We start from the raw sequence: 13,049 nt of genomic DNA on the forward strand, positions 1-13,049 counted from the left end.
CTCATTTTCCGATGGTTTGGTCTTGGGGTTGAGGGTGTTCTTTCGCGCCTTTTTGCAAGCCACATCACCCCAAGGTATAACCATTATCAACCTTCCAATCCTGCCCATAGACACCCCGGGCGCCTTGGGACAGTTGAAAAACAATCACATTGGCCACCGCCGACGCATCGAGAAAATGACCAGGCAGCAGACGCTTGCCGAGGGTGTCGGCGACGTCATCGAGCTCCCCATCGCTCAACCCCAGGTTGTCCCACATCGAGGTCGCGGTCGGCCCCGGCGAAACAAGGTTGATGCGCACATCGTAACGCGCAAACTCCACCGCCAATGTGCGTGCCTGAGCCGCCAGCGCGGCCTTGCTGGCGATGCAGGCAGCCAGACCGGGAAAGCTCGAACCGGTCAGAAAACTACCGACAAACACTACCGAAGCCGGGTTCGCCAACTCACCGCGCAACGCCGCCAGGGTGTTCAACGCCCCGGCACCGTTGACCGCCCATTGGCGTTGGAAGGCCGGCATGTCCAGGCTGTCGGCCATTTCGGCAATGCCCGCGTTGGGCACCAGATAATCCACCCGCCCCAGTGCCGCCGCCCGCCGGGCCAGCCCTTGCAAGTCTTCCTCGCACGTGACGTCCCCGGCGCACCATTGCAGCCGTTCACCGTAGATCTGTTGCAAGGCCGGCAATTCACCGACGGTGCGTGACATCGCCAGCACCTTGACCCCACGAGGCAACAGCGCGGCGCACAACGCCAGGCCAATCCCGGAGCTGGCACCGGTGATCACCGCCAGACGATCCTGAAACTCGGTTTGCATCATCTTCTCCTGGGCATCGTGAATGCCAAGCACTGGGGACGTTGTGAGCCCCTATCTTTGAACAGATGCAAAAATACCGACTTGACGGCGATCACTTTTCTCGATGGCTCGCCGATCAATGAGTCGAGTGCGACATCGCTGGCTGCTGCTGAAGTACCGCCTGATCGATCTCGCTGAACCGCAGCACACGACCACCCTGGTCGGCGGCCAGTTTTTCCGCAGCCTGCTGGCTGGAGAAAGACGCCAACACCACACCCATTGCCCCCTTGAGTTGGGTGCCGACCACGTAAAACGCATCCTTGGCATCGATCAGATGAGAATCATTGGGTGCGTTCCACGGACTGCGGCCCATGTCGTGGACATACAACCGGGCCTCGCCATGATGATTTTCCGGTTGCAGCCACCAACCGATCATCTCCGCCGTGGAGCAGAATTTCTTGATGCCGCTGCGCTCGACCACTTCGCCCTTGGGCCCGGGGAAGCCGTCGATGATCATGCCGCAAACATGGCATTCATCGCTGGGATGAAAAGCAGCCGCGGCGTCGCTATAGGTGGTTTGCACCGGTTTGTCACAGGCCACCAGCAGCAGGCAGACCATCAGGCCCGCCACGGCGCGTACCGTCGTCGAATACAGATTACTCATCGTCATATGCTCCAAAGACCAAGGTATGAATTCATGTCGCCCGTCGACGAAACAGCAACCAGGCCAAGCCCAAAGGCACCGCCACCCACAGCAACAGGCACCACCAGAGCATCGAGCCCGGCACAGGCAAATCGCTGCCCAGCGTCAGCACGCCAGCGCTACCGGCGCCGGGCTCGAAACCGGAGAGATTGATCAGGCGATAGATGTCGGCGGGGTTGAGCAGCAGTAACCAGGGCAACACCTTCGGGTTGAACTGCCCTTCGCTCAGCACCAGCAGTGCCAACAGCGCCAGGTCGAACACCAGCACGAAGAAGAACCACACCCCCAGCGCCAGCCCGGCGGCGGTGGATTTCTCGGCGGACACACTGCTCAGCACATAGGCCAGCCCAAGAAAGCCCCAGCCCAGTAACGTCGACGACAGCATGAATCGTCCAAAAGCCCAGAGCAGCAGGTTCAGTTCGACGTCCTCCACCAGCACCGCAATCGCGAGCATCGCGCAGCCGAAACCGATGAGGGTTGCCAGCGCCAGGATCAATCCATGGCCGACGAACTTGCCGAGCAGGATGTGCCCGCGCCCCAGCGGATAGGTCAGCAACAGCAACAACGTGCCGCTTTCGTCTTCACCGACGATGGCGTCATAGGCCAGCAGCAAAGCAATCAACGGCATCAGGAACGTCGCCAGGCTAGCCAGGCTGGCGATGGTCGCGGGCACCGAGGTGAAACCCAATTGCCCGGAAGCCGCCGCACCCAACCAGGCGATGCCGGTCGCCAACACCGCGAACAACAGGCTGATCGCTAACAACCAGCGGTTGCGCAAACCGTCATTGAATTCCTTGCGGGCCATGTTCCAGATCGGGTTCATACGGTCTCTCCACTGGGGGTCGCACCGGCCCGGCCCATGTAATAGCGGTAGATGTCCTCCAGGGACGGTGGGTCGATTTCAACGTCGACCGGCTCGTGTTCATTGAGCAATTGGCGCAACAGGTCCAATTTGTTGCCGTTGAGCGCAGCCACTTCAAGGCCCTCCACGCCCCAGCGCTGGGTGACGTGCCCGGCGTTGTTCCAGGATTGCTGCAACGGCCCGGCGTGCTTGAGCCCGTTGGCGCGAATCAGCGTCGGCAACCCGGCGTCGTCGCGCAATCTGCGCAGACTGCCGAGGGCCAGCAGGCGCCCCTGGGTCAGAATCGCTGCACGGTTGATATGCGCCTCGACCCCCGGCAATACGTGAGAACAGAGAATGATGCTGGTGCCCTGGCTACGCAGCCGGTCGAGTAACCGATACAGGTCTTGAGTGGCGATAGGGTCGAGGCCGACGGTCGGCTCGTCGAGCAGCAACAAACGCGGTTCGCCGAGCAAGGCTTGCGCCAGTCCCAGGCGCTGGCGCATGCCCTTGGAATAGGTCTTGACCCGTCGATGCGCCGCGTTCGCCAGGCCGACTTCCTCCAGCAGCACATCCACCTGCGCGGGCGCTGCGCCTTTGAGTCGGGCGAAATGTCGCAAGGTCTCCAGGCCGCTCATCTGCGGATAGAAGGTCACGTTCTCCGGCAAATAGCCGAGCAGACGCCGAACCTGCGGATCACTGGGCAATCGGCCGAACACCCTGACCAGCCCTTCACTGGCCTGGAGCAGACCGAGCACCAGCTTCATGCTGGTGGTCTTGCCCGCGCCGTTGTGCCCGAACAAGCCCAGTACTTCGCCTTCGCCCAGGCTCAGGTTCAATTGATGCAACACGGTGGTGTGCCCATAGCGTTGGCTGACGCCTTCCATGTCGATGACGTTCATGCGGTGGGCTCCTGGGTCAGGGTTCGTGTAGTGGGATTCATCAGCGGATGGCTGTCCAGGACGCCCGGCGATTTCATCACCGGAAACGCCCGTTGCACCCAGCGCAGCAATTCGATCCCGGGGCTGTTCATCAACAGCCGCACTTGCGGGTACAGCCACAGCAAGCGGTCGACGTTGTCGTTGGGTTCGTAGGCGATATCGCCCAGGCCATCGTTGTTGCGATCCCAGCCCAGGTAATCGCTCCAGTAATTGCCCTGGCCATCCGCTGACCATTCCTGCAAGCGGGTGGCGACGTACTTGACCTGCCGTTGGTTGCCGACAAAGGCGTTGTCGGCGATGCGGTTGTCTTCGGAGCCGGCGGTGAGGTGAATGCCCACGGCGCTGTGCTCGAAGTGGTTGTGTTCGATGGTATTGAACAGCGAGTTGTAGATGAACAGCGCCTTGCCTTCGGCGCCGCTGATCATGCTGTCGCCGGTCGAGCCGTCGCGCACGTCCGTGACGAAATTGTCGCGCAAGGTCGAATAGGTGATGTAATTCATCAGGATGCCGTAGTTCTGATCCTGTTCGGAGCGATTGCCGATCACCGTGAGCTTGCGGCTTTGCATCAAGGCATAGCCGGTGCGGGTGCGGCGGGTGGTGTTGCCGATCAGCCGGTTGTCGTTGGCGAACATGTAATGCACGCCATAACGCAGGTCTTCCAGGGTATTGCCTTGCAGCAGGTTGCCGTTGGAGGTGTCGATGTAGATGCCATCGCGGGTGTCGCGCACCTGGTTGCCGATGACTCTGGCGCCATGCACCGCATACAGATGAATACCGTTGCCACGATCCTGGGAACGCAGCGCCGGATCCCCCTGGATGCGGTTGTCGATCAGGCTCGCATCCTGCGTACCGTCGACCCAGATACCGAAACCCTGGCCCTGCAGGCGATTGCCTTTGATCACCGCGCCACGGGCCTTGGGCTGGAGGAACACCGCCGCATTCATGGCCGTAAGGTCGTGCCCCCAATCCAGAAAGGTACAGCCCTCGATCCGGACATCGGGCGCGCTGACAATCACGCCGTTGCCCTGCCCTAGCGCCTGAAACACCGCGCCGGGCTCGCAGAGAATCTGCATCGGTTGATCGACGCTGAACGAGCCACGGTACTCGCCCGCCGGCAGGTGCCAGCGTTGTTCCGCGTCAACCCGCAACGGCAACGTGGTGATCGGTTGCACCGCCGCCAGTGCCCCGCCTGACATCAACAGGAGCACAAGGGCAATCGCCTTCACCGGATTTTCCTTGATATCGGTCATCGGCCCGCTCCCGTCGATTGGCAACCGTCAGGCCCGCTCGACCTTCATGCGGCCAACCATTTCCATGTGCAGCGCATGACAGAACCAGCTGCAGTAGTACCAATGCAGGCCGGCCTTGTCGGCGGTAAAGGTGATGGACGAAGTTTGCTGCGGGCTGATCTCCATGCTGGCGCCATGATTGGTCATGACGAAACCGTGGGTCACGTCTTCAATCTGGTCGATGTTGGTGATGATCACAGTGACCTCGTTGCCCTGCTTGACGGTGAACTCGGTCAGACCATAGGCCGGCGCCATGGAGGTCATGTAGACCCGTACATGATTGCCGTCGCGGATGACCTTGTTGTCAGTCTCCAGGTTGATCCCGTCTTTCTTGGCCAGCTCCACGGTGGCGGCGAAAAACGGGTCATTGCGGCTCCAGATCTTTTGGGTCTTGATCTGGTCCCGGCGCGCCAGGATGCAATCGTGAGGTTCGGCAAACGCAGGACCGTCGTGCACCAGTTTCATTTCTTCGCCGGAAATATCGATCAACTGGTCGTTTTCCGGGTGCAGCGGTCCGGTCGGCAGGAAGCGGTCCTTGGAGAATTTGCACAACACCACCAGCCACTTGCCATCCGCTTCACTGGTTTCGGTCAGCGAGGCATGGTTGTGGCCAGGCTGGTACTGCACGTCGAGCTTCTGCTTGATGTAATTGACCTTCTCGCCCTTGTAGGCACGTATCGCTTCCTCCATGTTCCACTTCACCACCTGACTGTCGATAAACAGCGTGGTGTAAGCGTTGCCGCGACCGTCGAAGGTGGTGTGCAAAGGCCCCAGGCCCAGTTCCGGCTCGGCGACGATGACCTCGCGCGGGTCCTTGAATTTATCGGCGAACAAGTCGTCCAGCCGGTCGATGGCAATCATCGATACCGTCGGCGACAGCTTGCCGTTGGCAATGAAGTACTTGCCATCGGATGAGGTGTTGAGGCCATGGGGATTCTTCGGCACCGGGATATAGCGAGTGAACTCGGAGTCCTTGCCATCGGTTTTACGACCGTCGACCACCGGCACTTTCGAGTCTTCCAGGGTGATGAACTTGCCAGCCTTGATCGCAGCCTCGATGCGCGGGATGTTGAACACCACGACCCAGTCGCGCTCGTTGCGCATCATGCCGCCCAGGTCGTAGGCCTTCTCCGAGTTGTAGCAGGTGGACGCGGCGTACTTGCCGGTGTAATCGGCGTCGGAGTTGTCCAGGTTGCCGTCGACGATCACCTGGAAGGCCATCTCCATTTTCTCGGCATCGATGGCGTTGAACATGGTGAAGCTGTTCTTGTCTTGCAGATCGAAGGTGCTGCCGTCATTGGGGTGCGGGATGACGAATTCGGCATTGGCGAACACGTACTTGGTGTAAGGCACTTTTTGCAGACGCAGGCCGTGAATGGCCTGCACGTTCGGCACGGTGAGTATCTTGTCGCACTTCATGATGTCCAGGCGGATGCGCGCGACCCGGGAGTTGGCCTTGTCGTTGATGAACAGGTACTTGCCGTCGTACTTGCCATCGGTCATGGAGATATGCGGGTGATGGCAATCGCCATTCTGAAACTTTGCACTGTCGCCCAGGATCCGCTTGCTTTCGTTGGTCAGGCCCCAACCGGTGGCCGAGTCGACGTTGAACACCGGAATACGCATCAACTCACGCATCGACGGCACACCCAGCACCCGCACTTCGCCCTGATGACCACCGCTCCAGAAGCCGTAGTATTCGTCCAGCTCACCGGGGCCGACGTGGATTTTCGCCTGCGCATCCTTGACCGCCGCGGCCCAGGACTCGCGGCTGAACACTGCGCCGCCCAACGTCGTGGCACCCGCCAGCACCGCACCGGTCACGGCGCTGCTGCCCAGAAAACCGCGACGGCTGAGCCCCGCCTGTTCCGCTTCCGGCACGGTTTTTTTGGATTCTGTGTCAGTCATGTTGCGTACTCCTTGAAGGGATAAAACGGGTCACTGCAGACGTGCGCTCGCAAGCTTCATTCAGGAGCGGTCACTTCCACGACAGGTATCAGTTGCACCGCCACGGGTGCCGGTTTGCCGCGTTTCTTGCGCTTGTTGATCAGCGGCGGGCATTTGTCTTCGTTGTGGTAGGTCATCTGGCAATCGAGGCAGTAGTGGCACTCGTTGGCATTGATCCGGCCATCTGGATGAATCGCCTGGATCTCGCATTCCTTGGCGCACAACTGGCAGGGGCTGCCGCATTCCTTGCGGCGTTTGAGCCAGTCGAACAGGCGCAATTTGGTCGGGATCGCCAGCGCCGCGCCCAAGGGGCAGATGTAGCGGCAATAGACTTTGCGAGTGAAAAGATTGATCACCAGCAGCCCCACCGCGTAGAGCACGAACCACCACTGGCGGTCGAACTTGAGGGTGATGGCGGTTTTGAAGGGTTCCACCTCGGCGAACAGCTCGGCGGTGGACATCGATTCCAGAGAGATGCCGAAAAGCAGCAGCAAGATGATGTATTTGATCGCCCACAGCCGCTCATGCACCGCAAAGGGCAATTCGTACTGGGGAATTTTCAATTTGCGCGCGGCTTCGTTGATCAGCTCTTGCAAGGCGCCAAACGGGCACAACCAGCCGCAGAACACGCCACGGCCCCACAGAAGAATGCTCGCGGCGGTGAAGACCCAGAGCATGAAGATCAGCGGATCGGTGAGAAACAGCTCCCAGCGGAATTGCTCGAACAGCGCATGCACAAAGGTCAGGACATTGACCACCGACAATTGCCCCAAGGCATACCAGCCCAGAAAGACCACGGTAAAAAGCAAGTAACCACGACGCAGCCAGTGCAGAAAGCGTGGCCGGCGGGTGAGTTTGTCTTGCAGGAACAAAATGGCCGTCAGCAGCAACAACGCGCTCGCGAGTACGGCGATCTGGAAGTGTTTGTGGTACCAGATGGTCAGCCACATCGGCCGACTGGCTTCCTCGATGGCCGCCTGTTCTTCGGCACTGGGTGCGGGTCGCTCAAGGTAGGGCTCGGGCAGTTGATAAGGCAGTTCGAAGCTGCTGAAGGTGCCGCTGACCGGTCCCGTCTGACGTCGCACCAGGAGCTCCAGGGACCAGGGCGACCCCGGGTCGAACCCCGCCGGTTTGCGCACAATGAACACCGACATTTCAGTGAACTCGGGCATGCCCTTGGCAAACACGTCGGAGAGCCGCTGATGGTCCATGTCGCGAAAACTGATGACGTTGCCGAACTGGCGCAATTGCACCCGATCGAAAATCCCGCCGCGCACATAACCCGAGCCTTTATAGGAAAACAGCCCACGACCCAGCACCACGATGGCCTGCTCGCCGGGTTTGAGTTCCTGCATGAGGAAGCGATATTGATGGTCGCCCAGCAGCGCGCGGCCAATGGTCGGTGGGTTCAAGTCGGCGGTGTACAGCTCGATAAAGGTGTCATCGACTTGATCCGGGCCGGCGTTGTCGACGCCTTCGGCTTCGGTGCCCTTGAAGGCTGCATCAACCTGCCCACGGGTCAGGTTCAACCGGCGAATGGCGCCGTTACCGGTCAGTTGCTCCCAGGTGGCGGGCTCGAAAAAGTCCTGGCGCACGGTGGCGGGCTTGTTCACCACCCCACCCTTGTCCTCGATCAGCTTCAGCGATACGGCCACTTCATGGGCGGCCCGCATGATGACCTCATTGACCACCATGGCGGTGACCGTTGCGCCGGCGATGGCATCCACGGTGACCGCGCTCGGGTCGCTGGAATGGCCGACGACTACCCGCTGGTTGACCTTGATCCCTGTGTATCGGGCGCTGAAACCGTGGAGTTTTTCTTCGGGGATGCCGATCAGCAGAATCGGTTCGTGGTGCTCCAGTACATAGGCGTCCCGAATCACCCCGGCGGTGTCGAGGATCACCTGGGTGTTGACGGGTTTGCCCGAGTAGGCCGGAATATCCACCACATCCAGGCTCTGGAACACATAACCGATGACCTTGCCGGCCGCCGACAGCGTGCGCACCTTGAACTTGCCTTCTGCTGCGGACACCGAATCGGTTTGCGGGAAAACCTTCTCGATGCGCTGCTGCTCGATGTCGCCGTATGACGTGGCCTGCACCGTCGCGAACACTGCGATCATCAGCAAGACCATCACCACCAGCCCGACGCTCCAGATGCGCAGGTTGCCATGTGTCGAAGGCTGATGGATTGTCATGAATTCGCTGATTTCAAGGGGCTTGCGGCCATGTTAGGCAGCGTTGCGCGCCCTGCCCTTGATTGAAATCAACTCGATAAAATTCCTTGCGCCAGAGCGCCCGAAGCCTCAAACGGTGCGAGAAAACCGGCCTTTTTGCTGTTCGCCCAAGTAAGCATCAAAAGCCATCGCGGCACTGCGCATCATCAAATGTCCTTGCGGCAACAGCACCAACTCGTCGCTGTGAATCTGCAAGAGCCCGTCACGCACCTGCTCGTCCAGTTGTGCCAGCGCATCGGCAAAGTACTCGGTGAAGCAAATGCCATGACCCGCTTCGAACTTGGCGAAATCGATCCTGCCGTGGCACATCAGGTCGCTGATCACTTCGCGGCGCAGCAAGTCATCGGCGCTCAAGCGATAACCTCGATGCACCGGCAACAACCCTTGATCGATACGGGCGTAGTACTGCGAAAGCTCCTTGACGCTTTGGCTGTAGCTGTCACCGACCTTACCGATCGAAGACACCCCAAGACCGATCAAGTCGCAATCGGCATGGGTCGAATAACCCTGAAAATTGCGTTGCAGGGTGCCTTGGGTGCGGGCCAGCGCCAGTTCGTCATCCGGCAAGGCGAAATGATCCATGCCGATATAAACATAACCGGCCTCGGTCAAACGGCGGATGGTCAATTCAAGCAACTCCAGCTTGCGCTCCGGTGGCGGCATGTCCACCGGGCGAATCAGTCGTTGCGCGCGCACCAGCTCGGGTAAATGGGCGTAGCTGTAAGCGGCAATCCGGTCTGGACGCAGGGCGATGATCTTGCCGAGGGTGACGTCGAAACTGTTCACGGTTTGCAGCGGCAGGCCGTAAATCAGATCGACGCTGATCGACTTGAATTGCGCCTCGCGCGCCGCCGCGACCAACGCATAAATCTGCTCTTCACTTTGCTGGCGATTGACCGCCGCCTGCACGTCGGGGTCGAAGTCCTGCACGCCGAAGCTCAAGCGGTTGAAGCCCAGTTGGCGCAATGACTGGATCTGCTCGGTGCTGATGGTGCGCGGATCGACCTCGATGGAAAACTCATGGTCATCGCTGTCGTCCATGTCGAACGCCTGGTGCAAGCAGTCCATCAGGTCCGCCAGCTGTTCACTGGTCAAATACGTCGGCGTGCCCCCGCCCAAGTGCAGTTGCGTGAGTTTGCGCGTGCTGTCGAACAACGCGGCCTGCATCACGATTTCACGCTTGAGGTACGTCAGGTACTCGACAGCCCGATGGGTTTTTTGGGTAATGATTTTGTTGCAGGCACAGTAGTAACAAAGGCTCTTGCAGAACGGGATGTGGATGTACACCGACAGCGATTTTGGCGTTATCGCCTGGTTGCTGTCCGAGGCCGCACGCTTATAGTCATCAACGGCGAACGCCTGATGAAATTGCGGCGCGGTCGGGTAAGAGGTATAGCGCGGCCCCGGCAGGTCATACTTTTCGACCAGGGCGCGATTGAAATCAAATGAAGTTGTCATGATCAATCCATTCGCGATGGGGTGCATGCCCCGCACCGTCCGAATCCTTTTCAAACAGGTTGCAGATGGCATCCACGTGCGGCCGACCGGCCGGAAGAATACTGATGAAACGGTCAGACAGTTCGATCAATCCGTCACGGCTCAATTGCTCCAGCACAGGCCAGGCGGTGAAAAAGTACTGGCGAAAAATGAGTCCATGACGCGTCTCGATGGCCTGGACATCCAGTTCCAGATCACACGCCAGGCGTTCCATGACCCTGTGCCTGACCTGATTCCCTGCCTCACAGCGCCAGCCACGACTCGTCGGCAGTTGGTTCATGTCCAGTTGCCGCTGGTACCGTTCCAATTCGTCGGTGTTTTGCGCATACAAACCGTCGATCTGACTGACAGCGCCCAAACCGAGCCCGATATGGTCGCAATGTCCGTGACGGGTAAAACCCTCACAATTGCGACTTAACCGGCCGCGCTCCTGAGCAATCGCCAAATCGTCATCGGGCCGGACAAACTGCCCCAGACCAATGTAGTGATAACCAGCGCCGACCAACTGTTCAAAGCAGATCCGACGCATGGCGCCTCTGTCTTCCTCGCTGCTAAACGCCCTGATGGTGTCTGCGGCCTTTGGCCGATAGCGTTGAGGTGGCCGGGCATAATCAAACGCCAACAGCCGGTCCGGCTCCAGTTCGATGATGGTTGCCAATTTCAGCGCGAAACTTTCTGGCGTCTGCCAGGCATGGCCATAACCCAGATCGACATTGACGGATCGATAGCCGAAGGTACGAGCGGCATCGATAAGCGAATGGATCGGTGCCGGGTTCTGGTAGCAGGTCAGCGACATCGCGCTGTCGGCACCGATGTCCGGAACGCCGATGCTGACATGGTTGAACTCCAGGTCACGTAGCATACCCATGGTCGCCCAATCCGTATGGTGAAGGTCCACTTGTATGCTGTAGTCACCGCACCCATGTCCAAGAAAGTTGAATCGGCCACGAAGGTGATTCATCAGCCGTCTCAGGTGGGCGATGGCGGGTGTTCCGCCCCCCAGATGGAACTGTTCGACCCGCTGCCCGGTTCCCAGATGACAACCGACAAGGTCGATCTCATGGTGCAGACGCTGAAGATAGTGTTCGACAACACTGTGCTCGCTTGAAGCTTCGCGAAGGGACCACAAGGCAGGCTTAAGGTTGGAAGGCAGTTGCACGTTCAGCGATAGCGGACGGCACTTCTGACGGCTGGTGCGCAATGCACGAAGCAAATCCAGAGAGCCGATGCCGCCATGAAATTTTTCAGTGTCGACAGGGCAATTGGGGTCGAGCACGCCTTGATCGCGCCGGACGTTCGGCTCACCGGGGCCGTGAAATATATTGAGCATAACGAGTCTCCGAGACTGGCTGCGGACCGCCAGTGTCGGAGTCTGGCGATCAATGCTCCTTGATTTGCATCAAGCGCAAGCAAAGTGCTTGTCGCGCAACAGACACCAGGTAAGCCACGGCCCCCTGTAGGAGCGAGCTTGCTCGCGAAGACGGCAGCACAGTCAACATCGATGTCGCCTGATATACCGCTTTCGCGAGCAAGCTCGCTCCTACAAGGTTGCGCCTTGCCCAGTCACCACGTCAGATAGAACATCCACTTGGCCAATAGCACGATGACAACCATGTGGCAGAACAGGCTGCCATGGATGAAATGCAGGTATCGAGCACTCATCCGGCCACTTTTGAACAAAAACATGGCGACCAGGAAATGCAGCAGTACGCTGACGGCCACCACGATTTTCACCATCAGCAATGTGCCAAACGATGAGGCCATTGGCGTGGCAAGGGTTGGCAAATAGCGCAGCCAGACCATCCCCGACCCGGCACCGAACAACACCAGCAAGACCCATGGAATCAAGGTGCGTGCGCGTCGACCGATACCCTGCTCGACCAGCAACATGACCTTGACGGGCAGCTGTTTGCGGATACTTTCAAGGAACAGGACTTCGAAGAACACCGTGCCGATGAAGATCAGCGCGGCAAACAGATGCAACATCAGAAACAGCGGATAGAGCATGGGATTCTCGCTCTCAATACATCAATTCAGTCATAAGCCATAAGCCTTGCGCTACCAACAGGATGTTCAGCGCAGAATACAGAGCAGGCCGACACCTGCGGTTGACGTCAATCAAGTAATCCAGACAAGCACATGCTTACAGGATCCTGGCGGCCAGCGTCTCGAGCAGACGCAGGCAGCGTTTCATAACTCTTAAGGTTTGCTTAAGGACTTTAAATATCGCCGAGGGACAGACTTTCCTGAACGAAAAGGAGAGCCGCCATGAACCCGCAATCGGTGAATTCAAACCATCCATGCACCCTTGTCCGGCCGTTGGGTGCCCTGTCCGGCTGGCAGGAGCGCCGTGCCAAGGAACTGATGCTCCGTGAAATGGGCAGCTGCATTCGCATCAGCGAGATTGCCGAACACTGCAACCTGTCCCGTAGCCATTTTTCCCGGGCATTCAAAAAGGTTACCGGCCTCTCGCCGCAAGGCTGGTTAGTGAGGATGAAAATTGAAAAAGCCAAAAGCCTGCTAATCACTTCGATGCCGATCACCGATGTCGTCTATGAATGCGGTTTCGCGGACCACTCGCATTTCACCCGCACCTTCAGCCGCCTGGAAGGGATGACGCCCAAGGCATGGCGTCGGGCCTTTGATCATGCAACGAGCCATCTTCCCCAGCCGTCAGTGATCGATCGGGACATACCCGATTGGAGAATTCGCGATGGTCTGCTCGACGGCATGGGACAGTCGCGCGTGCAGGAGCTGCACGTGTGAACTGATCGAGGTCGACAAAACGAACGCCTCCCTTTTGGCCG

The 13,049-nt window shown here is 59.0% G+C and carries 11 protein-coding genes; 1 reads left to right on the forward strand and 10 read right to left on the reverse strand.

Annotation, left to right across the window (positions count from 1 at the left end; all coding sequences use genetic code 11):
* Positions 1 to 64 precede the first annotated feature (64 nt).
* From MEB48_RS02375 to MEB48_RS02420, 10 genes are all read right to left on the reverse strand, one after another.
* Positions 65 to 808, reverse strand: coding sequence for an SDR family NAD(P)-dependent oxidoreductase (locus tag MEB48_RS02375; protein ID WP_237881508.1), 744 nt, complete (start codon positions 806 to 808; stop codon positions 65 to 67).
* Between the two features lie 115 nt (positions 809 to 923).
* Positions 924 to 1,451, reverse strand: coding sequence for a nitrous oxide reductase accessory protein NosL (locus MEB48_RS02380; RefSeq protein ID WP_237881510.1), 528 nt, complete (start codon positions 1,449 to 1,451; stop codon positions 924 to 926).
* A 31-nt stretch (positions 1,452 to 1,482) separates the two neighbouring features.
* The gene (locus MEB48_RS02385; RefSeq protein WP_237881512.1) at positions 1,483 to 2,313 is read right to left on the reverse strand and encodes an ABC transporter permease; all 831 of its coding nucleotides are present in this window, start codon (positions 2,311 to 2,313) and stop codon (positions 1,483 to 1,485) included.
* A complete protein-coding gene (locus MEB48_RS02390) occupies positions 2,310 to 3,233 on the reverse strand; it encodes an ABC transporter ATP-binding protein (RefSeq protein WP_237881514.1) in 924 nt (307 codons plus the stop codon). The genes MEB48_RS02385 and MEB48_RS02390 overlap by 4 nt, the downstream gene beginning before the upstream one ends.
* Entirely contained in the window at positions 3,230 to 4,522 is a 1,293-nt protein-coding gene (locus tag MEB48_RS02395) for a nitrous oxide reductase family maturation protein NosD (protein ID WP_237881516.1), read from the reverse strand. The genes MEB48_RS02390 and MEB48_RS02395 overlap by 4 nt, the downstream gene beginning before the upstream one ends.
* A 27-nt stretch (positions 4,523 to 4,549) precedes the next feature.
* Positions 4,550 to 6,469: a TAT-dependent nitrous-oxide reductase gene (gene nosZ / locus MEB48_RS02400; protein ID WP_237881518.1), complete on the reverse strand. Its 1,920-nt coding sequence runs from the start codon at positions 6,467 to 6,469 to the stop codon at positions 4,550 to 4,552.
* 56 nt (positions 6,470 to 6,525) lie between these two features.
* Positions 6,526 to 8,706, reverse strand: coding sequence for a transcriptional regulator NosR (gene nosR, locus MEB48_RS02405; protein ID WP_237881520.1), 2,181 nt, complete (start codon positions 8,704 to 8,706; stop codon positions 6,526 to 6,528).
* Positions 8,707 to 8,814: 108 nt separating this feature from the next.
* Positions 8,815 to 10,203, reverse strand: a complete 1,389-nt coding sequence (gene hemN, locus MEB48_RS02410) for an oxygen-independent coproporphyrinogen III oxidase (protein ID WP_237881522.1) — start codon at positions 10,201 to 10,203, stop codon at positions 8,815 to 8,817.
* Positions 10,187 to 11,572, reverse strand: coding sequence for a coproporphyrinogen III oxidase (locus MEB48_RS02415; RefSeq protein WP_237881524.1), 1,386 nt, complete (start codon positions 11,570 to 11,572; stop codon positions 10,187 to 10,189). The genes hemN and MEB48_RS02415 overlap by 17 nt, the downstream gene beginning before the upstream one ends.
* A gap of 233 nt (positions 11,573 to 11,805) precedes the next feature.
* On the reverse strand, positions 11,806 to 12,249 hold the full coding sequence (locus MEB48_RS02420; protein WP_237881526.1) for a CopD family copper resistance protein: 444 nt from the start codon (positions 12,247 to 12,249) through the stop codon (positions 11,806 to 11,808).
* Positions 12,250 to 12,510: 261 nt separating this feature from the next.
* Between MEB48_RS02420 and MEB48_RS02425 the strand changes: the two genes are divergently transcribed.
* The gene (locus MEB48_RS02425; protein WP_237881528.1) at positions 12,511 to 13,008 is read left to right on the forward strand and encodes a helix-turn-helix transcriptional regulator; all 498 of its coding nucleotides are present in this window, start codon (positions 12,511 to 12,513) and stop codon (positions 13,006 to 13,008) included.
* The last annotated feature ends 41 nt before the right edge of the window (positions 13,009 to 13,049 follow it).

This window comes from Pseudomonas sp. PGPR40, from assembly GCF_022014505.1.
In the GTDB taxonomy this organism is placed as follows: domain Bacteria; phylum Pseudomonadota; class Gammaproteobacteria; order Pseudomonadales; family Pseudomonadaceae; genus Aquipseudomonas.

What these genes read in the sequence shown, in the direction of transcription:
- MEB48_RS02375 (WP_237881508.1), bottom strand. Translation starts at nt 808, where the DNA reads ATGCAAACCGAGTTTCAGGATCGTCTGGCGGTGATCACCGGTGCCAGC.
- MEB48_RS02380 (WP_237881510.1), bottom strand. Translation starts at nt 1,451, where the DNA reads ATGAGTAATCTGTATTCGACGACGGTACGCGCCGTGGCGGGCCTGATG.
- MEB48_RS02385 (WP_237881512.1), bottom strand. Translation starts at nt 2,313, where the DNA reads ATGAACCCGATCTGGAACATGGCCCGCAAGGAATTCAATGACGGTTTG.
- MEB48_RS02390 (WP_237881514.1), bottom strand. Translation starts at nt 3,233, where the DNA reads ATGAACGTCATCGACATGGAAGGCGTCAGCCAACGCTATGGGCACACC.
- MEB48_RS02395 (WP_237881516.1), bottom strand. Translation starts at nt 4,522, where the DNA reads ATGACCGATATCAAGGAAAATCCGGTGAAGGCGATTGCCCTTGTGCTC.
- nosZ (WP_237881518.1), bottom strand. Translation starts at nt 6,469, where the DNA reads ATGACTGACACAGAATCCAAAAAAACCGTGCCGGAAGCGGAACAGGCG.
- nosR (WP_237881520.1), bottom strand. Translation starts at nt 8,706, where the DNA reads ATGACAATCCATCAGCCTTCGACACATGGCAACCTGCGCATCTGGAGC.
- hemN (WP_237881522.1), bottom strand. Translation starts at nt 10,203, where the DNA reads ATGACAACTTCATTTGATTTCAATCGCGCCCTGGTCGAAAAGTATGAC.
- MEB48_RS02415 (WP_237881524.1), bottom strand. Translation starts at nt 11,572, where the DNA reads ATGCTCAATATATTTCACGGCCCCGGTGAGCCGAACGTCCGGCGCGAT.
- MEB48_RS02420 (WP_237881526.1), bottom strand. Translation starts at nt 12,249, where the DNA reads ATGCTCTATCCGCTGTTTCTGATGTTGCATCTGTTTGCCGCGCTGATC.
- MEB48_RS02425 (WP_237881528.1), top strand. Translation starts at nt 12,511, where the DNA reads ATGAACCCGCAATCGGTGAATTCAAACCATCCATGCACCCTTGTCCGG.